This is a genomic window from Streptomyces sp. DH37 (assembly GCF_029813835.1).
In the GTDB taxonomy this organism is placed as follows: domain Bacteria; phylum Actinomycetota; class Actinomycetes; order Streptomycetales; family Streptomycetaceae; genus Streptomyces.
On record NZ_JARVKV010000018.1, the window covers coordinates 1 to 18,882 of the forward strand.

General features: G+C 75.3%; 18 protein-coding genes. 8 read left to right on the top strand and 10 right to left on the bottom strand.

What is annotated here, in order from left to right; translation table 11 throughout:
* Nucleotides 1-34 precede the first annotated feature (34 nt).
* Nucleotides 35-454 carry an ankyrin repeat domain-containing protein gene (locus tag QC029_RS11965; RefSeq protein ID WP_279555568.1) on the bottom strand — a complete coding sequence of 140 codons (420 nt, stop codon included), beginning with the start codon at nucleotides 452-454 and terminating at the stop codon, nucleotides 35-37.
* 224 nt (nucleotides 455-678) lie between these two features.
* Here QC029_RS11965 and QC029_RS11970 point away from each other — a divergent pair, with 224 nt between their 5' ends.
* Nucleotides 679-1,938: a sensor histidine kinase gene (locus tag QC029_RS11970; protein WP_279555570.1), complete on the top strand. Its 1,260-nt coding sequence runs from the start codon at nucleotides 679-681 to the stop codon at nucleotides 1,936-1,938.
* A 67-nt stretch (nucleotides 1,939-2,005) separates the two neighbouring features.
* On the opposite strand, the gene QC029_RS11975 is transcribed toward QC029_RS11970, so the two are convergent.
* Nucleotides 2,006-3,298, bottom strand: coding sequence for a PP2C family protein-serine/threonine phosphatase (locus QC029_RS11975; protein ID WP_279555571.1), 1,293 nt, complete (start codon nucleotides 3,296-3,298; stop codon nucleotides 2,006-2,008).
* A 376-nt stretch (nucleotides 3,299-3,674) separates the two neighbouring features.
* Here QC029_RS11975 and QC029_RS11980 point away from each other — a divergent pair, with 376 nt between their 5' ends.
* From QC029_RS11980 to QC029_RS12000, 5 genes are all read left to right on the top strand, one after another.
* On the top strand, nucleotides 3,675-4,370 hold the full coding sequence (locus tag QC029_RS11980; protein ID WP_279555572.1) for a response regulator transcription factor: 696 nt from the start codon (nucleotides 3,675-3,677) through the stop codon (nucleotides 4,368-4,370).
* Nucleotides 4,371-4,545: 175 nt separating this feature from the next.
* Nucleotides 4,546-5,979 (top strand): cytochrome ubiquinol oxidase subunit I, encoded by a 1,434-nt coding sequence (locus QC029_RS11985; protein ID WP_279555573.1) that lies wholly within the window; start codon nucleotides 4,546-4,548, stop codon nucleotides 5,977-5,979.
* A gap of 13 nt (nucleotides 5,980-5,992) precedes the next feature.
* Complete coding sequence (locus QC029_RS11990; protein ID WP_279555574.1) at nucleotides 5,993-6,769, top strand: cytochrome d ubiquinol oxidase subunit II; 777 nt, start codon at nucleotides 5,993-5,995, stop codon at nucleotides 6,767-6,769.
* A gap of 36 nt (nucleotides 6,770-6,805) precedes the next feature.
* On the top strand, nucleotides 6,806-7,024 hold the full coding sequence (locus QC029_RS11995; protein ID WP_279555575.1) for a DUF5957 family protein: 219 nt from the start codon (nucleotides 6,806-6,808) through the stop codon (nucleotides 7,022-7,024).
* Nucleotides 7,021-9,258 (top strand): MMPL family transporter, encoded by a 2,238-nt coding sequence (locus tag QC029_RS12000; RefSeq protein WP_279555576.1) that lies wholly within the window; start codon nucleotides 7,021-7,023, stop codon nucleotides 9,256-9,258. The genes QC029_RS11995 and QC029_RS12000 overlap by 4 nt, the downstream gene beginning before the upstream one ends.
* Before the next feature lie 84 nt (nucleotides 9,259-9,342).
* Here QC029_RS12000 and QC029_RS12005 read toward each other — a convergent pair whose 3' ends face one another.
* From QC029_RS12005 to QC029_RS12015, 3 genes are all read right to left on the bottom strand, one after another.
* Nucleotides 9,343-10,044: an HAD hydrolase-like protein gene (locus tag QC029_RS12005; RefSeq protein ID WP_279555577.1), complete on the bottom strand. Its 702-nt coding sequence runs from the start codon at nucleotides 10,042-10,044 to the stop codon at nucleotides 9,343-9,345.
* Entirely contained in the window at nucleotides 10,041-11,237 is a 1,197-nt protein-coding gene (locus QC029_RS12010; protein ID WP_279555578.1) for a phosphotransferase family protein, read from the bottom strand. Before QC029_RS12010 ends, QC029_RS12005 begins: the two co-directional genes overlap by 4 nt.
* A gap of 144 nt (nucleotides 11,238-11,381) precedes the next feature.
* Complete coding sequence (locus QC029_RS12015) at nucleotides 11,382-12,215, bottom strand: winged helix-turn-helix domain-containing protein (protein ID WP_279555579.1); 834 nt, start codon at nucleotides 12,213-12,215, stop codon at nucleotides 11,382-11,384.
* A 245-nt stretch (nucleotides 12,216-12,460) separates the two neighbouring features.
* On the opposite strand from QC029_RS12015, the gene QC029_RS12020 reads away from it, so the two are divergent.
* The gene (locus QC029_RS12020) at nucleotides 12,461-12,634 is read left to right on the top strand and encodes a hypothetical protein (protein WP_279555580.1); all 174 of its coding nucleotides are present in this window, start codon (nucleotides 12,461-12,463) and stop codon (nucleotides 12,632-12,634) included.
* A 98-nt stretch (nucleotides 12,635-12,732) separates the two neighbouring features.
* Here the strand turns inward: QC029_RS12020 and QC029_RS12025 are convergent, their stop codons facing one another.
* Genes QC029_RS12025 through QC029_RS12035 form a run of 3 tightly spaced genes read right to left on the bottom strand, consistent with a single transcriptional unit; the run spans nucleotide 12,733 to nucleotide 15,748 of the window.
* A complete protein-coding gene (locus tag QC029_RS12025) occupies nucleotides 12,733-13,992 on the bottom strand; it encodes a GNAT family N-acetyltransferase (protein ID WP_279555581.1) in 1,260 nt (419 codons plus the stop codon).
* Nucleotides 13,993-14,018: 26 nt separating this feature from the next.
* On the bottom strand, nucleotides 14,019-15,014 hold the full coding sequence (locus tag QC029_RS12030; protein WP_279555583.1) for an asparaginase: 996 nt from the start codon (nucleotides 15,012-15,014) through the stop codon (nucleotides 14,019-14,021).
* Nucleotides 15,015-15,058: 44 nt separating this feature from the next.
* Complete coding sequence (locus QC029_RS12035; RefSeq protein ID WP_279555584.1) at nucleotides 15,059-15,748, bottom strand: ABC transporter substrate-binding protein; 690 nt, start codon at nucleotides 15,746-15,748, stop codon at nucleotides 15,059-15,061.
* Between the two features lie 200 nt (nucleotides 15,749-15,948).
* Between QC029_RS12035 and dtd the strand changes: the two genes are divergently transcribed.
* The gene (dtd, locus tag QC029_RS12040; protein ID WP_279555585.1) at nucleotides 15,949-16,401 is read left to right on the top strand and encodes a D-aminoacyl-tRNA deacylase; all 453 of its coding nucleotides are present in this window, start codon (nucleotides 15,949-15,951) and stop codon (nucleotides 16,399-16,401) included.
* 100 nt (nucleotides 16,402-16,501) lie between these two features.
* Here dtd and QC029_RS12045 read toward each other — a convergent pair whose 3' ends face one another.
* On the bottom strand, nucleotides 16,502-17,461 hold the full coding sequence (locus QC029_RS12045; protein WP_279555586.1) for a carbohydrate ABC transporter permease: 960 nt from the start codon (nucleotides 17,459-17,461) through the stop codon (nucleotides 16,502-16,504).
* Nucleotides 17,458-18,870 (bottom strand): ABC transporter permease subunit, encoded by a 1,413-nt coding sequence (locus QC029_RS12050; protein ID WP_279555587.1) that lies wholly within the window; start codon nucleotides 18,868-18,870, stop codon nucleotides 17,458-17,460. The genes QC029_RS12045 and QC029_RS12050 overlap by 4 nt, the downstream gene beginning before the upstream one ends.
* Nucleotides 18,871-18,882: the final 12 nt, after the last annotated feature.

Sequence of the window (18,882 nt, forward strand, 5' to 3'; positions counted from 1 at the left end):
GGCGCTCCCCGGCCGGCCGTCCCGCGCCCCGGGCTCACTCCGCGCCGAGCAGCTTCAGCAGCTCGTGGCGGCCGAACATCCGCGCGGTGTCGATGGCGGACGGGTTGCCGGCGGCCGGATCGGCGCCGGCCTCCAGGAGCAGCCGCACCATCTCCTCCTGGTCCTTGAACACCGCGCCCCCGAGGGGGGTCTGACCGCGGTCGTTGATCCGGTTGGGGTCGGCGCCGCGCTCGATGAGGGCCCGTACGGCGGGGGTGCGGCCGTAGTAGGCGGCGAGCATCAGGATCGAGTCGCCCTTGTCGTTGGTCAGGTTGGCGGGTACGCCCGCGTCCACGTACGCCGCGAGGGTGTCCGTGTCACCCTCGCGGGCGAGGTCGAAGACCTTGGCCGCGAGCTGGAGCACCTCCGGGTCGTGGGCGGGCTCGGCGCTCTCGGGCTGCGGGGCGTCGGACATCGGGTGCCTCCTCGTCGTACTGTCTCGCCGTCTCGCGGCTGATCGCTCTCACCCTACGTATGCCCGGTTTCCCGGCAGGTGCCGCCGCGCTCCGCCGGTCCCGGCGCCGGCCCGGGAACCGGACGCCCGGCGGACGCCCCCCGGACGCCCGGCGGACCTGCGCGGCGTCCCCTCCCGCGCGCTCACGGGCACTTGCGCGCGCACCCTTACGTACGCTTCGTCCCATGCCGCCGATCGTGACGACCGCGACCCGCCGCCCCGTCCTCCTGCCGGTGGCCGCCGTCGCGCTGGCGCTGGCCGGGTTCAACGCGTACCGGATGACCGAGATCCACCAGCCCTGGCCGAAGATGGCCCTGGACTGGGCGCTGATCGCGGTCGGCTGCGGGGCCCTGTACTGGCGGCGGCGGTGGCCGGTGCCGGTGGCGCTGGCCGTCCTGCTGTGCGCGGGGGTGTACTACCCGGCCAATCCGTACGACAGCCCGCTGCTGATGATCGCCTACGCCGTCGCGCTCTACACGGTCGCCGCCGAGGGGCGTCTGACGGCGGCCGTGACGCTGGCGGTGCTGACCATGCTGGCCATCGGCTACGGCGAACTGGCGCCCCGGCCGGGCGAGGGGCGCCATGTGGACGACGCCGCGATGGTGCTGCTCACCGGCTGGCTGTTCGGGGTGATCGCGGCCGGGCACGCCCAGCGCAACCGGCTGGCGTACCTGCGGGAGGTCGAGCGGCGGGCGGTGGCGGCCGAGCGCGAGAAGGAGGTGCGGGCCCGGCAGTCCGCGGTGGAGGAGCGGCTGCGGATCGCCCGCGAGCTGCACGACGTGATCGGCCACAGCCTGTCGCTGATCAACGTGCAGTCCGGCGCCGCGCTGCACCGGCACGCCAGGCGGCCCGGGCGGACGGAGGAGCTGGTGGCCGCGCTGGAGGCGGTGCGCGGCAGCAGCCGCGACGCCCTGCGCGAACTGCGCGCCACGCTCGGGGTGCTGCGGCAGGCGGACGAGGAGGCGGCGCCGACCGCGCCCGCGGCCGGACTGGAGGACGTGGGCGCGCTGGTGGAGCGGGCGCGCGCGGCCGGGCTGGACGCGAGCCTGGTCACCGAGGGGCCGCGGGGGCGGCCGGTACCGCCGCAGGTGGGGCTGGCCGCGTACCGGATCGTGCAGGAGTCCCTGACGAACGCGGTCCGGCACTCGGGGGCGCGGCGGGCGGTCGTCACGGTCCGGTACGCGGAGGACGGCGTCCGGGTGCGGGTCGAGGACGACGGGCGGGGGGCGCCGGAGGCGGCGGGCGGCGGGAGCGGGGACGCGGGCCGGGACGGAGACCGGGACGCGGGCGGCACCACGGGCAGCGGTATCGCGGGGATGGCGGAGCGGGCCCGCGCGCTGGGCGGCGAGCTGACCGCGGGGAACGTGCGCGAGGAGGGCGGGACGGAACGGATCCTGGGCTTCCGGGTGGAGGCCCGGCTGCCGCTCGGTGACGGCGGGCGGTGACGGCCGGCGTACCGCCGCCCCTGTCGCTCGCTGCCCCTGCCCCTGACTTCTGCCGCCGCCCCTGCGCTCAGAGCTTGATGACCACCAGGGCGGCGTCGTCGGCGGTGCCCTGGTTCATGCCCAGGTCCTCCAGGAGGTTGTCGGCGATCTCCTCCGGGCCCAGGTCGCTGTGCCGGGCCAGGCTCTCCGACAGCCGCTTCAGCCCGATGTCGATGGACTCCTCGCGGCGCTCGACGAGCCCGTCGGTGTAGAGGATGAGGACCGAGCCGGGCGCGTAGGCGGTGATCGCCTGCGGCCGGTGGGAGGGCCTGCTCCGGGCGGCCAGGGGCACGTCGGTGGCCTGGTCCAGCAACTCGGTCTGCTTGTCGGGGTGGCACAGCATCGGGGGCAGGTGGCCGGCGCTGCTGTAGGTGAGCGTGTGCGTATGGGTGTCGATGTCGATCTTGACGGCCGTGGTGGCCAGCGCGCCGTCGAGGGAGCGCGCGTACAGGTCGAGGCCGTACAGCGCCTGCGCGGGGCCGTCGGCGACCCGCATGGCCGCGCTGAGGGCGCTGCGGAGCTGCCCCATCACGCTGGCGGCCTCCAGGCCCCGGCCGACGACGTCGCCCACGGCGACGGCGAAGCGGTCCTCGCTGAGGTTGATCATGTCGTACCAGTCGCCGCACACGTTGAGCGAGCCCTGGGCGGGCCGGTAGCGCACGGCCGCGTTGCGGCGCTCCAGCGGCATGTGGGTGGGGAGCATGGCCCGCTGGAGGGTGAGGGCCACCTCGTGCTCGCGGGCGTGGGCCTGCCGCAGCCGCTCGTTGTGCTCGTACAGCTCCCGCGCGCGGGCGTACAGCTCGGACTCGGCGATCTTCCCGCCGGCCGCCCAGAGGCTGGCGCCCGCGCCGGTCAGGCCGGAGGGGTGGGCGAGGCTGTCGCGCACGTACGCCGTGGCGTCCTCGACGCGGTTGATGATCAGCGCGACGGAGCCGTCCTCGCCGAGGACGGGGGTGTTGACCGGGCTCCAGTACCGCTCCTCGTACACGTCCCGGGTGCCCGGGCGGGGGATGTCGTACCGCTGGAGGATCATGGTGTCCGGTTTGCCGGTCTCCAGTACGCGCCGGAACGAGGCCCGCAGGTTCCTGGGCCCGTCGGCGTCCGGATCGTCCGGATTGGCGGGGAAGACGTCGAACAGATGGTGCCCGACCAGCTCGTCCCGGGTGCGGCCGGTGATCTCCAGGTAGGCCCGGTTGGCGTCCACGTAGACGAAGTCGGTGTTCAGGACCGCGAGGGGGGTGGGGATGGCGGCGAACAGGGCTGCGTAGTCGACGTGACCGACGTGACCGGCACGCCCGGCGTCGCGACTCGCCTCGGTCATGGCCCCTCCCCTCCTGTGCGGTGCCGGACGAAGCCGGGGTTCCGTCATGGTGGCACGTGCCGACGATCTGTCTCGAACACTACCCCGTGCCCGGTGGGCGGGGGCCGGACCGTGGCGCGGATCGCGCGGATCGCGCGGAGGAGCGGACGGAGGCCCGGCTCGGGCGGGTGGGACGGGTCCGGGCGGTGGGTGTCGGTCCTTGTGCGTTCGTGCGCCGTCCGGCGGGGGGACGCCGTCCCGGTCCGGTGGGGTCCCGGTCCGGTGGGGTCCTGGTCCGGCGGGCCACGACCGTACCGGATCCCGTGCGGCCGTGTGACCGGATCCACAGCGCCTTCACACCCGGCGGGAGGGCGGCCGGGCGGCATAGGCTCGTGCCATGGCCGGAGCCGGAGACCACGACGGGCGGCGGGTGCGCGTCATCCTCGCCGACGACCAGACCCTGGTGCGGGCGGGCTTCCGCTCGATCCTCGGCGACGAGGACGACATCGAGGTCGTCGGCGAGGCCGGGGACGGGCTGCGCGCCGTCGAGCTGACGCGCGAGCTGCGGCCCGAGGTGGTGCTGATGGACATCCGGATGCCGGAGCTGGACGGGCTGGAGGCCACCCGGCGCATCGCCTCCGACGAGCGGCTCTCGGGCACCCGGGTGGTCATCCTGACCACCTTCGACGTGGACGACTACGTGTACGGGGCGCTGCGCGCGGGCGCCTCCGGCTTCCTGCTCAAGGACACCGAGCCGATGGAGCTGCTGCACGCGGTGCGCGTCGTGGCGCGCGGCGACGCGCTGATCGCCCCGGCGGTGACCCGGCGGCTGATCGCGGAGTTCGCCGGGCGGGTGCGGCAGCCCGACCCCTCGCCCCGGCTGGGCGCGCTCACCGAGCGGGAGCGGGAGGTCATGGCCCTGGTGGGCGCGGGCCTGTCCAACGACGAGATCGCCCGGCGGCTGGTGCTCAGCCCGGCCACCGCCAAGACGCACGTCAGCCGGATCATGACCAAGCTCGGCGTACGCGACCGGGCGCAGCTGGTGGTCCTGGCGTACGAGTCGGGGATGATCACGCCGGGCTGGCTGGCGTAGGCGCGGCCGGCGGGGGCCGGCGCGGGGGTGCGGGGGCACGGGTCCCCTAAGGGGCGCGCGGGCCCGGACGCAACCCGGGTGGTACGTCCACGGGCCCGGCCGCGACCCGCGTGGTACCGCGGGTGCCCGCCACAGGCCGACGCGCGGGGGCACACCGTCCGCCGACGGTGGTGGCGTGGACGGATCCGGAGCACTCGACCTCGCGCGGTGGCAGTTCGCCCTCACCGCCGCGGCGCACTTCCTGTTCGTGTCGCTGACGCTGGGGCTGGCCAGCGTGGTGACCGCCGTCCAGACGTGGGCGGTGCTGCGGCGGAGGAGCGGCGGGCGGGACGCGGCCGTGCGCGAGCGCATGGTGCGCTTCTGGGGACAGCTCTACGTCGTCAACTACGCGGTCGGGATCGTCACCGGCATCGTCATGGAGTTCCAGTTCGGGCTGGCCTGGAGCGGGCTCGGGCACTACGCGGGCGACGTCTTCGGCGCCTCGCTGGCGATGGAGACGATCGTCGCGTTCTTCGTGGAGTCCACCTTCCTGGGCCTGTGGATCTTCGGCTGGCACCGCTTCGGCCCCCGGCTGCACTGCGCCCTGCTGTGGGTGGTCACCGCCACCGCGTACCTGTCGGCGTACTGGATCCTGGTCACCAACGGCTTCCTCAACCACCCCGTGGGGTACGTCCGCACGGCGCACGGCGAGCGCCACGGCATCGAACTGACCGACGCCTCCGCCGTCCTGGCCAACCCCAGCGCGCTGCTGGCCTTCGGGCACGTCGTGGGCGGTGCGCTGCTGACGGCGGCGTTCTTCGTCGCCGGGGTCAGCGCGTACCACCTCCGCCGGCGCGGCACGTCCGCCCTGTCCGGGGCCGACGCCGAGCTGTTCCGCAAGTCGCTGCGGATCGGGGTCTTCCTCGCGCCGCCCGCGCTGCTGTGGACGGCGGCCCTCGGCGGCCTCCAGTTCGCCGCGATCGCCGCGTACCAGCCGATGAAGAGCGCGGTGTGGCAGGCGAGGGCGGCCGAGGTCGCGCGGCTCCAGGCCGAGCTGACGGAGCGCTTCGGCCCCGGCGACCACGTCCCCTCCCAGGGGCTGGTGCGCGGCGCCGCGCTGCTGATGCTCGGGGCGTTCGCGCTGATGCTGTACGCCTCCGCCGGATCGGCGCTGCTGGCCTGCTTCCGCCGGGCCGTGCACCGCTTCCGGTCCTGGCACGTGCTGCTGATGGCGATGGTGCCGCTGCCGTACGTCGCGATGACGGCGGGCTGGGTCTTCCGGGAGACGGGGCGGCAGCCGTGGGTCGTCTACGGGCTGCTGCGCACCGAGGACGCCCTCTCGGACGTGTCGGCCGGGGCGATGCGGACCTCGCTGGCCGTCTTCGCCACGCTCTTCGCGCTGCTGCTGGCCGTCAACTGGTGGCTGCTGCTGCGCACCGCCCGCCGCGGCCCCGGCGCCGTCGCCCTCGGAGCCCTGGAGCGGGACGAGCGGGACGAGCGGGCCCCGGGAGGCGCGCCGCCCGCGGAGGGCGCCCCTGACCCCGACAGCGGTCCCGCCCCTGACCCCGACAGCGGTCCCGCCCCTGGCCCCGACAGCGGCCCCGACCGCGGTCCCGTGCCCACCTACTGAACGGGAGACCGCCGTGGAAACCCTCGCCGCCGCCCTGCTGGGCCTCTTCACCGCCGGCTACCTCGTGCTCGGCGGAGCCGACCTCGGCGTCGGCATGCTCCTGCCCCACCTGGGGCGCGACACGGACGAGCGGCGGCTCGTCCTGGCCGCCATCGCACCGTTCTTCCTGGGCAACGAGGTGTGGCTGATCGCCGCCGCCGGGGTGTTCATCGGCTGCTTCCCGGCGCTGGAGGGGGAGTTGTTCAGCGGCCAGTTCGCCGTCCTCGTCCCGCTGATCACCGGCTGGGTCGTGCGCGACGCGGGCCTGTGGTGGCGCGGCCGCGCCCCGTGGCGCGCCTGGCGCGCGGCCTGCGACGGCATGGTCGTGGCCGGGAGCTGGACGGCGGCCCTGGCCTGGGGGTGGCTGCTGGCCGGGCTGCTCGCGGGCGACCCCACCGCACCGGCCACGGGCCCGGCCGCCGTCCTCACCTCGCTGGGCGTGGCCGCGCTCTTCGCCCTCCACGGGCTGGCCTTCGCCGCGCTGCGGCTGACCGGCCGCCCCCACCGGCGCGCCCGGCTGCCCGCGGGCGGCGCGGGCGAGCGGCGGACCTTCGCCCTGACCGCCCTGGCCATGGCCGCGCTGCCGCTCGCCGCGGGCGTACGGCTGCCGCTGGCCGGCTCGGCGGCGTCCGGCCCGGCGCTCGGGCTGCTGGTCCCGGCGCTGCTGGCGGTGACACCGCTGCTGGTGGCCGCCCAGGCGTGGCTGTGGCGGACCTTCCGGGGCCGGGTCACCGGTCCCTCCTACCTGTAGGGCCCCGAACCCCCGATCCGAGAAAGCGAACCGACCGTGAAACACGTACTCGCCGCACTCGCCGGCATCGTCTGCGGCTTCCTCCTCGGCGAACTGGTCGCCGTGGCGATCGGCTTCACCGCCGAGGCCGTCCTCGGCGCGTCGATGCCCCTCGCGCTCAAGCTCATGCCCCTCTACCTGGCGGCGGCCGGGGCCGTCGCCGGCCCGTACCTCGTCGGCCGGGCGGCCGGACGCGAGCGGGGAGGCCCCCGATGACGGCGACCGGGCGCGCCGGCACGCGGGCCCCGGCGGGCCGTGCGGGCCGTGCGAGCGTCTTCGAGCGGATCGCGGCGTCCGCCCACCGCCGCCGGTGGCGGGCGCTGGCCCTGTGGGCGGCCCTGCTGGTCGGCGTGCAGGCGCTGGCCGGGGCCGTCGGGGAGGACTACCGCAACGACTTCTCCCTGCCCGGCACCGAGTCGCAGCAGGCCGCCGAGCTGCTGGAGCGGCACGGCTCCGCGCGGGCGGGCGCCGAGATCCGGATCGTCCTCCACAGCGCGGGCGGGGACGGGATCCGGTCGGCGGAGAACGAGGAGCGCGTCGGCGCGATGCTGGCCGAGGTCTCCGGACTGCCGCACGTCACCGGGGTGGTCAGCCCGTACCGCGACGGCTCCGGCGGCTCGATGGTCTCCCGGGACGGCACGGTCGCGTACGCCGTCGTCACCCTCGACGAGCGGGCGGAGAACGTCCCCGCCGAGGCCACCGAGCGGATCGTGGAGACCGCGAACGAGGCCGAGGGCGGCGGGCTGCGGGTGGAGCTGGGCGGCGACGCCGTACGCGCCACCGAGGAGGGCGGGGGCGGCGCGGCCGAGGGCGCGGGCCTCCTCGGCGCGCTGGTGATCCTGGTCCTCCTCTTCGGCTCGCCGGTCGCGGCGGCCCTGCCGGTGGTCACCGCGCTGTTCGCGGTGGGCGGCGCGCTCGGGCTGATCGCGGCGGCCTCGCACCTGGCCCCGGTCGCCGACTTCACCCCGCCGGTGATGATGCTGGTCGGGCTGGGCGTCGGCATCGACTACGCGCTGCTGGTCTTCTCCCGCTACCGCGCCGAGCTCCTGCGCGGCGCCGACGACGAGGGCGCCACCCGCACCGCGCTGGACGCGGCGGGCCGCACCGTCTTCTTCGCGGGCTGCACGGTGATCATCGCGCTGCTGGGGCTGGTGGTGCTCGGGCTGGGCTCGCTGCGGGGCGTGGCCCTGGCCGTCGCCCTGACCGTGCTGGTGACGATGCTGGCCTCGCTGACCCTGCTGCCCGCGCTGCTGGGCGTCTTCGGAGGCCGCATCCGGCGGGGGGTCGAGCGGCGGCGGGACCGGCGGGCGGCGAAGGGCCGCACCCGCGAGGAGGGCGCCGGCTGGCGCCGCTGGGCGCGGGCGGTGCAGCGGAGGCCGTGGGCCGCGCTGCTGGTGTCGGCGGCGGCGCTGGGCGCGCTGGCCGCGCCCGCCGCGGACCTGCGGCTGGGCTTCGCCGACGCGGGCAACGGCCCGGAGTCCTCGACCAGCCGCGCCGCGTACGACCTGCTGGCCGACGGCTTCGGTCCCGGCGTCAACGGCCCGCTGGTGGTCGTCGCCGACGGCGGCGGGCGGCCGGTGGAGGCCGCGGCGGGCGAGCTGCGCCGCACCCTCGCCGGCACCCCGGGCATCGCGGCGGTGACGCCGCCCGTCCCGGCCGGGGACCCGACGGCGGCCACGGTGGTCGCCTTCCCGGAGTCGGCGCCGCAGGACGAGGAGACCTCGGAGCTGGTCGCCTCCCTGCGCGACGGCGTCCTGCCGCCGCTGGAGGAGGAGACCGGCGCCCGCTTCCTGGTCGGCGGCCCGACGGCGGCCACGGAGGACTTCGCGGCCACCGTCCAGGCCCGCATGCCGCTGTTCGCCGCCCTGGTGGTGGGTCTGTCGGCGCTGCTGCTGACGGTGGTCTTCCGCTCGCTGACGATCCCGCTGAAGGCGGCCGTGCTGAACCTGCTGAGCATCGGCGCCTCGCTGGGCGTGGTCACGCTGGTCTTCCAGCACGGCCTGCTGGGCGTCGAGCCCGGGCCGGTCGAGGCGTTCATCCCGGTGATGGTCTTCGCCATCGTCTTCGGCCTGTCGATGGACTACGAGGTCTTCCTGCTCTCCCGCATCCACGAGGAGTGGCGGGCCACCGGCGACCCGGGCCTCGCCGTCCGCGAGGGCCTGGCCCACACGGGCCGGGTCATCACCGCCGCGGCGGCCATCATGATCGTGGTCTTCGCCGCGTTCGTCCTCAGCCCGGACCGGATGCTCCAGCAGTTCGGCCTGGGGCTGGCGGTCGCCATCGCGCTGGACGCGGTGGTCATCCGCTGCCTGATCGTCCCGGCGGTCATGCAGCTCCTGGGCCGCCGCGCCTGGTGGCTCCCGCGCCCGCTGCGGCGCGTCCTGCCGGAGGCGGAGGTGAAGGCGAAGGAGGCGGCAGAGGCGGCGGCGGCCGTCCCGCCGCACCGCTGACGGCGCGCCGGGACGGCCGGTCCCGCGCGGTCGGCGGGCGGCCGGCGCACCGCCCGCCCGCCGCGCGGCTCGGCTCGGCTCGGCTCAGCCGCGCGTGGCCGCGCTCACCGCGGCCAGGACGTCCTGCAGGGACGTCACGACGTGCTCGGCCCCCGCGGCGCGCAGCAGCCCGGCCTTGCGCTCGTTGCGCGCGAAGCCGAGGAAGGGGACCTCGGCCGCGCGCGCGGCGTGCAGGTCGCCCGGGGTGTCGCCGATCATCAGGGCGTCCCGGGCGGCGGTCCCGGTCGAGCGCAGCGCCTGGAGCAGGCAGTGCGGATGGGGTTTGAGCAGCCGCAGGTCCGGGGTGCGGCCGTGGACGCGGCCGTCGAAGTAGGGGGCGAGACGGCGGTCGGCCAGGTAGCGCTCCACCGCGCCGGGCGAGTTGTTGGTGGCCACCGCGACCCGGCGGCCCGTGGCCACCAGCGTCCAGATCAGGGGGTCGGCGTACGGGGTCGGGCGGGCGGAGCGGACCGCGCGGACCTCCTCGCGGGTCATCAGCTCCTCGACGCGGGCGGCCAGTTCGCCGTCGGGCCGGTGCGCCGCCACGGCGCGCAGGATGGCGTGGGTGTCGCCCGTCCCGCGGAGTTCGGGGGTCAGCAGCGCGTCCTCGCCGAGCTCCCCGATCAGCGTCCGCAGCTTCTCGGCGATGACTGCCGAGGGGTGGCCGGCGAACAGCCGGCAGACGGGGCCGTCGAAGTCGAGCAGGACGCACTCCGCGGCTCTGACGAGACCGGATATGCCGGTCACAGCGGCACGTCCGTCGGCAGTGGGGTCATCACCCGACTATCCACGGGGAGCGCGCGGTTGTTCAACACCTCCTCGTCCCGCGCCCGGCCGGGATCCGTGCGCCCCGGAGCCGTGCGCCCGCGGCCGGCGTGCCAGGCGCGCAGGGCCTCCCCGACGGCGTCCTCGGAGGGGAGGGCGGCGATCCGCAGCGGGGCGCGGGCCCGCCGCAGGGCCCGGTGGACGCGCGCGGCGGCGCGCGCGTACGCGGTGTCGTCCGCGTCCGGCGGCAGGGCCAGGGCGGCCCGGAGGGCGTCGGGGTAGACGGACTGGCCGATCTCGAAGTCGACGTAGAGGCCGAGGTCGGCCTCCATCCCGGCGAGCCGGTCGCCGTGCCCCCGGCGCCTCATCTCCGCGCGCCACAGCCCCTCGAGGCGTTCGCGCTCCTCCTCCACGTACCCCATCCGCACCAGGTGGGTGGCGAGGTCGTGGAGGGGGTCGCCGTAGAGGGCGATCTCCCAGTCGATGACGGAGAGGCCGCCGCCGTCGCCGAGTTCGATCAGGTTGTCGCGGTGGAGGTCGGTGTGGAGCAGCCCGAACGGCCGGGACCGCAGCGACCGCGCGTCGGCGAGGAAGCGGTCCATGGCGCGGCGCGGGATGCCGAGGTCGTCGAAGAGCTGCCCGAACTCCCGCCGGTTGGCCCGGTGCACGCGCTCCTCGGCGAAGTCCGCGAGGCGGCGCAGGAAGCCGGCGCTGTCCCCGTCGGCGGGCCAGTCGGCGGGCAGTTCGGGGAGGGCGGAGACCGGGACCTCGCTCAGATGGCCGAAAATCGTCGCGATCCGGGAGAGGACCGGCTCGCCGACGCGCGTGCCGCGGGGGGCGCGCTGCGCGAGCGGGGCGCCCTCGGCGTAGGCGTAGAGCGCGGTGTCGCCCGCGACCGCCAGGCACCGGGGGACCTCCGGCACGTACGCCCGCACCGCCTCGACCACCGCGGCCTCGTCCCACAGGCGCGGGACGACCTCGACCGTCCTCAGGGAGGTGCGGAACTTCCCCCGCTCGCCCCTCCTCACGCCCGCGGCCAGCGCCAGCGGGAGGGAGAGGTCCACGACGAGGTTCTCGTTGTGGTGGCCCTGGAGCGTCACACCGTCGCGGCGGCGCAGGTGTCGCTCGAGTTCCCACCGGAGCAGCCAGGCGGGGACCCGGGGGCGAGATGGCATCGAAGGCGGTCCCGGGATGGTTCTGGAGGGCGGAAACGGCCCGAGGTTAGCAGCGGCCCCTCGAGGGAGGGTCGGCGGATGCCGCACGGCGGCGCCGGTGCGGCGCGGATTTCATACGGCGGGGCGAGCCGCCGGCGGCCGCGGTCACTCCAGGACGAGGGGCCGGGCGATGGACTCCCACAGGGAGTCGAACCACCGCCGGGTCTGCTCGACGAAGGCGGTGCCGTGCTCGCCGTGCAGATCGGGGCCCGCGGCGTGGTGGAAGAGGCGGGTCGCGATGCCGAGCATGTCGTGGATCTCCATGGTCTCGCCCCTGTAGCGGACCTTCTGCTCCGTGACGTGGTAGTAGCCGAAGAGGGCCTCGGAGCCGTTGAGCAGGTACACCTTGTGGGTCGGGGTGATGGGCACCGTCCGGAACTCGACCGAGACCTCGGGGACGAGCTCGCGCACCCTGAGCGTCTCCAGGTGCCCCCGCAGGGCGCTGGCGTAGGTGTGCGTCAGTTCGCGCAGCCGCTCCAAGGGGCGCGGGTCCCGCCCCTCGGGGTCCGAGACCAGGCGCGGGAGCGCCAGGTCGGCCCCGGCGCTGGGCAGCAGAACCCGGGCCGTGATCGACCGCGGGGAGAGCGCTCCGCTGCTGATGGCGATCGTCGAGGGGGCCAGGGCGGTGTTGAGGGTCTCCGTGGTCAGGGAGAAGACGTCGACGGTGACGTGCTCGGCGCGGAAGGCCTCGTAGAGCCGGTCGGCCAGTTCGATGTCGGCCTTGCGCGGGGCCTCGTGGCCGCGGGCGCGTTCGGCGACCGTCGGCGGGGCGCCGCGGCCGGTCCCGGTGAGCAGGCCCTCGCGCCTGAGGGTGTCCAGGGCCTGGCGCACGGCCGTGCGGTTGGTGTCGAACTCGGCGGCCAGTTCGTGCTGGGTGGGCAGCCGGGAGCCCGGGCGGAGGTCGCCGGAGAGGATGCGGTCGCGCAGGGCGTCGGCCACACGGTCGCGTGCTGAGGAATGCGCTCCGTTTGTGGCGCGGCTGTCGTGGTTCACGCAGTTGACCGTACAACTTCTGGCCATTGAACGGGAGTTGGTTGTCAACCGTTTTGGAATTGCATTCGAACGGGAAGAACTTCAATAAGTTGGTGACCAACTTGGGCAAGTTGTTGATACAGAGCCTCAGTTGGTCACAAGGTTCCCGCGCCGCCACTCGTCCCGACGAGCCTCCCGAAGGAGGGACTGCCATGCCCGTCTCCGCTCTCGCGCTCGCTGCCCTGGAACAGCTCGTGGAGTCCCGCCTCGGGCTGGCCGGCGTCTTCGGCCTGATCATGCTGACCATCGGATACCGCGAGAGGAACGCCACCTACGGCTGCATCGGCGCGCTGGTGCTGACGCTGCTGGTCCTCCCGGCGGCCTAGGCGCCCGTCCCCCCGCCGCCGTCACCCACGCCCGGCGGCGGGGGGACGGGACCGCACGGACTACACGGGCCGCACGGGCCGGGCGGGCCGGGCGGGCGTCAGAAGACGTCCGGCGACCAGGGACGGCGGGCCGTCCGCAGCAGGACGTCCGCCAGGGCCGCCGCGCCGGGGCGCTCCTCGGCGAGCAGGCCCAGCTCCCGCAGCCGCGAGGCGGACTCGTCGCCCAGGTACATCGAGCTCAGCGCTCCGACGCCCATCACGAGGTCGGCCGGGCGCGCGGTGGGCGCGCAGGTCGCGCCCTCGGGGGAGGCGTCCAGCAGGAAGTGGCCCCCGGCGATGCCCATCGGGTCGTCCAGCTCCAGCACCAGCGTGCCGGAGACCGGGTAGGCGCGCGTCCGGAGCAGCGCGGGGACGTCCAGCGGGCGCAGCCACAGGAAGTCCGCCTGGGAGACGACCCGGGCGGCGCGCGGGTTCGGCAGCAGCTGGGGCAGGAGGGAGTCGGGGGCCCGGCGGCCGGAGTGGACGGTGGCGACCCAGTCCAGGGAGAGCACGAAGTGCCACAGGGCCTGCTCGGCGGCGGCGTCGGCGGCGATCAGATCGCGGACGCGGGCGTTCAGGCGCGGCGCCTTGTTCTCCCAGTGGTCGTCCGCGGTGTACGCCAGCAGCCCCTGCACCTCGCCGGCGGCGTCGCGGTACACGGCGGTGAAGGTCCGGACGAAGCCGCTGCCGGGCCAGTCGACCGCCCCGGTGGCCAGTTTCCACCAGCGCTCGGTGCGGTCGGTCATCCCCTGCCGGTCGGGCAGCGCGCGCACCCGCTCGTGCAGCGCGGCGCCCAGGACGCGCGCCTCGGCGGGCTCCACCAGGTCGATCCGGGCGCCCTCCTCCTCCGGGCGCGACCAGTGCGGGTCCAGCCCGGTGCGGGAGGCGTCCACGGTCCACTCGGTCGTCCAGGTGGCCGGGCCGTAGCCGTAGCGGCCGTAGATCGGGTACTCGGCGGAGTCCAGCGTGGAGCAGACGTCCCCGCGCTCCCGCCCGTCGGCCAGCGCGTCGCGCATCATCCGCGTCAGCAGTCCGCGGCGGCGGTGGGTGGGCAGGACGGAGACGTTGGTGACGGCGAGGGAGTCCACCGCCGCCCCGCCGGGGACGGTCAGCCGCTGCGGCAGCGTACGGAAGGTGGCGACGCAGCGGCCGTCCTCGAACGCTCCCTGGGTGCGGTCCGGCTCGATCCCGCCGCGCCGGGCGGAGAGCTCCTCCGCGGTGATCTCGCCGGATTTCAGGAAACCGGCTCGCAGGGCGCGCACCCAGCTCGGGTAGTCGTCCTCGGTGATGGTGCGGATGTCGGGGGCGTTCGCGTTCATGGGGGATGACGTTAGGGCCGCCGGGCTCAGAACGTCGCGCGGATTTCGCCCACCCGCCGGCCTCCGCCCAGCAGCGGGGAGTCGCCGATCCGCGCCGGCTCCGGGAGGTCCACGCCCATCCGCTCCAGCGTCCGGGCCAGGACCGGGCCGAGCGCCCGCAGCCCGCCGTCGTCGATCTTGATCGCCAGCGCGCGGCCGTCGGGCAGGGCCACCGCCTGGACCGCCTCGGCGCCCACCTTCGCCAGCGCGCCCGGCACCCCGCGCATCAGCCGGGTGTCCTCGCGCCGGGTGCCCGCGACGTACTCGGGGTGGGCGCGCATGGCGTCGGCGACCCGGCGCTCGGGGGTGCCCGGCCCGGCCAGCACGAAGGAGCGGAAGGCGCGGGCCAGACCGGTGAGGGAGATCGCCATCAGCGGCGCGCCGCAGCCGTCGGTGCCGGTGTGCGCGACCGGCTCGCCCGCCGCCGCCTCGATCCGCTCGCGCACCAGCACCTGGAGGGGGTGGCCGGGGTCGAGGTAGTCGGCGCGCGACCAGCCGTTGACCTTGCAGGCGGCGAGCATCGCGGTGTGCTTGCCCGAGCAGTTCATGGCGGTGCGGGAGCGCCGCGCGCCCGCCGCCAGGAACCGCTCGGCCTCCTCGCGGTCCAGCGGCAGGTCGGGCGGGCAGCCCAGGTCGTCCTCGGTCAGCCCGTGCTCGGCGAGCATCGTGCGCACCAGCTCCAGGTGGAAGGGCTCGCCGGAGTGGCTGGCGGCGGCCAGCGCCAGCCGCTCGCCCGACAGCTCCAGACCGGCGTGCAGCACGGCCGCCGCCTGCATCGGCTTGTTGGACGAGCGGGGGTAGACCGGCGCGGCCACCTCGCCCAGCGACCACTCCACGCCGCCGTCCGGGCCGAGCACCACCACCGAACCGCGGTGGTGGCCCTCGGTGAACCCCGAGCGTACGACCTCGGCGAGGACCGGCAGGTCGGCGGGCTGCGCGCCGGGTGCGGGGGTGTTCGCGGACGCGGTGGTGCTGGCGGACATGGGCGGCCTTCCCTGGGGTGGAGGGGGACGACCGTTTCCCGGGGTCAGGGCAGCAGGTCGTCCACGTGTGCTTCGCCCTCACGGTACCTGCGCGCGATCTCGGCGCTGCACTCGTTCGCCGTCCGCTGCAGCGTCCGACGGCGCCGGGAGATCTGGTGCTCGTACTGGCCCAGCCGCGCCATGGCGGCGTGCAGCTCGGCGTCGGTGCGGGCGCCGGGGTCGGACAGCTCGACCTCGGCGAGCATCTCCTCGGCCAGCCGCCGGTACCCCTCGCTGCGCGGCGTGCGCAGCGTCACATGGCGGGCGGAGCGCGCCGGGCCCCCGTCGGCCGGGGGCGCGTCGGCGAGGATCTCCGCCAGCCGGTCGATCAGGGGGACGTCCGCGTCGCTGCGGCGGGCCAGCTCGGCGCGGAGGATGTCGATGCGGCCCTGGAGCAGCCGCCGTACGTAGCTCAGGTCCGCCTCCTCCTGCTGCGCCTGGCGGCGCAGCTCGCGCAGCTGGGGCAGGCGCAGGCCGGTCAGCTCCGGCGGCTCGGTGTCGCGCAGGACCGCCGGGAGGGCGTCGTACGCGCCGGCCGGTTCGGGGGGCGCGGCCTCCCCGCGGGCGGCTTCGTGAGCGGTCTCGCAGGCGGTCTCGCAGGCGGTCTCGTGGGCGGTCTCGTGGGCGGTCGCGGACGCGGCCGCGCGGGCCGCCGGTACGGCTCCGGGCGTCCGCCCGGTTCCGGCAGTGCTCATGGTCTGTGTGCCCCTCATCCCCTCGCGCCGTGGATCACAACGGAACGCCACGGTCCGTCACGGATACGCCGCAGGCCGCCGTGCGCACCGTGCGTACCGTGCTGCACGCATCGTGCCACCGCGGGCACCCTCCGTGCAGCGCGGGCCACCCGTCCGGCGGCGGTCGGCCGGGGCACGACCGGGGCGGCATGATGGTCGGCATGCGAGCTGTGGTGCAGAGGGTCAGCGGTGCGAGGGTCGTCGTCGCGGTGGAGGACCCCCCGGCGGAGCGGCGGTGGGAGACCGTCGGCGAGATCCCGGGGGAGGGTCTGTGCGTCCTGGTCGGGGTGACCCACGACGACACCCCCGAGAAGGCCGAGCGGCTCGCGCGCAAGCTGTGGGGGCTGCGGATCCTGGAGGGCGAGAGGTCCTGCTCGGACACCGGCGCCCCCCTGCTGGTCGTCAGTCAGTTCACCCTCTACGGCGACGCCCGCAAGGGACGCCGCCCCACCTGGCAGGCCGCCGCGCCCGGCCCGGTCGCCGAGCCCCTGGTCGACGAGGTCTGCGCCCGGCTGCGGGCCCTGGGGGCGCACGTGGAGACGGGCCGGTTCGGGGCGAAGATGGAGGTCTCGCTCACGAACGACGGCCCGTTCACCGTGCTGCTGGAGGTCTAGGGACCGCCTTCCGGGTCCGCGTGGACCCGGAAGGCGGACCCGACCCCGGCCGCCCCCCGTGGAACGGTCGGGGCTGCCCGGAACGCCCCGGTCGCGGCGGTCACTTCACCGATCCCGCCATGACGCCCTGGACGAAGTGCTTCTGGAAGGCGAAGAACACCACGAGCGGGACGACCAGGGAGAGGAAGGCGCCGGGGGCCAGGATCTCGATGTTGCTGCCGAACTGCCGCATCTCCGACTGGAGGGCGACGGTCAGCGGCTGCGAGTCGCTGTCGGCGAAGATCAGCGCCACCAGCATGTCGTTCCACACCCACAGGAACTGGAAGATGGCCAGGCTCGCGATCGCGGGCTTGCCCACCGGCAGGATGAGCTGGGCGAAGATCCGCCACTCCCCGCCGCCGTCCATCCGCGCGGCCTCCAGCATCTCCCGGGGGATCTCCGCGAAGTAGTTGCGCAGCAGGAAGATCGCGAACGGCAGGCCGTAGGCGACGTGGAAGAGGACCACGCCGGGGATCGTGCCGAACAGCCCGACCGCGCCCAGCATCTTGGCCACCGGCAGCAGTCCGACCTGGACCGGCACCACCAGCAGTCCGACGACCACCAGGAAGATCCAGTCGCGGCCGGGGAACTCCAGCCAGGCGAAGGCGTATCCGGCCAGCGCGGCGATCACCACCACGGCGACGGTGGTGGGCACCGAGATCAGCACGGTGTTCCAGAACGCCTGGGTGATGCCGGAGTCCCGCAGCAGGGCCGTGTAGTTGTCGACCGACAGCTGGCCCGGCCCGGTCAGTGCCGTCCACCAGCCGCTGGCGGCGTTGGCCTCCTCCGAGCGCAGCGAGGACAGGAACAGCCCGAACGCCGGGGTGAGCCAGACCAGCGCGGTGACGGCGAGGAACGCCTGGACCGCGCCCCGGCCCAGCCAGCCGCCGATCCGCGCGGTGACGGGGCGGCGCGCCCGGCCCGTGTGCGGGGGGAACCCGGCCCCCGCGGCCGCCGCCGCGGCCGCGGGAGCCGGAGCCTGTGCCACCGCCCCCTTCTGGACGGTGCCCTGAGTGGTCATCGGCTGCTCCTGCGGAAGCGTCGGATGTTGAAGACCATGGCCGGGACCACCAGGAGCAGCAGCAGGACGCCGAGGGCGCTGCCCAGCCCCTGGTTGTTGCCGCCGCCGAAGGAGACCAGCCACATCTGCATGGCCAGCACGTTGGCGTCCTGGAGCACCGGGCCCGGGGCGATGATGTAGACGAGGTCGAAGACCTTCATCACGTTGATCACCAGCGTCACGAAGACCACGGTCAGCACGGGCGCGAGCAGCGGCACGGTGATCCTGCGGAAGATCTGCCACTCGTTCGCGCCGTCCATCCGCGCGGCCTCCAGCACGTCCCGGGGCATCGCGGACAGCCCGGCGCCGATCAGCACCATCGCGAAGCCGGTCCAGATCCACAGGTACGCGCCGATGATCGCCGGGGTGACCAGGGCGGGGCCGAGCCAGGAGATCCCGCCGTAGGGCTCGGCGAAGTTGGCCGCCGGCAGCCGCAGGGCGTACGAGCCGCCCTCCAGACCGGTGATGCGGAACGAGCCGTCGGCGGCGGTGGTGGCCTCGCCCACCGCCTTCCCGTCGCGCACCGCCTGCACCGTCATGCCGGGCAGTCCGCGCTCGCCGGAGTCGATCCGGCCCGGCTCGCCGCGCCCGCCGGGGGAGAAGTCCAGGTAGACGGTCCCGGCGAGCACCCCCTCCCCGGCGTCCCCCGCCTTCCGGGGGCCCGCGGCGGGCTCCGCCTCGGCGGGCACCTCCTTGGGCGGTACGCCGACGATGCCCAGGGAGACGGTGCGGCCGGGGGACAGGTCCGCGGCCGTGGCGTACGAGCCGTCCTCCTCCCTGGCGACCGGGGCGTCCCCGGCGTCCTCCCGGGCGCGGGCGCCGGGGTAGGCGGGCCGGTCGGCGAAGACGTCGTGGACGCCGACGGCGACGGCGTTGAGGACGCCGCGCTCGGGGTCCTGCTCGTAGGTGATGCGGAAGATGATGCCGGCGGCGAGGAAGGAGATCGCCATCGGCATGAACATCAGCAGCTTGAACGCGGTCGCCCAGCGCACCTTCTCGGTGAGCACGGCCAGGATCAGGCCCAGCCCGGTCAGCAGCGCCGGGGCGACCACGACCCAGACGGCGCTGTTGCGGATCGCCTTGAGCGTGGCCGGGTCGCGGAACATCTCGACGTAGTTGCCGGCGCCGACGAACCGGGTGCCGGAGGCGTCGAAGAGGCTGCGGCCGACGGAGAACAGGATCGGGTACGCGACCAGCGCGCCGAGCAGCAGCAGCGCGGGCAGCAGGAAGACGGCGGCGACGCGCCTGCGGCGCCGCTCCGCGCGCCTGCGGGGATCGTCGCCCCTGGCGGGGGCGCCTCCCGCGGGGGAGGCGCCGGCCGGGGCGCCGCCCGCGGAAGCGGGCGGCACGGCGGGGGCTGTGGCGGACATGGCTGCTTCCGC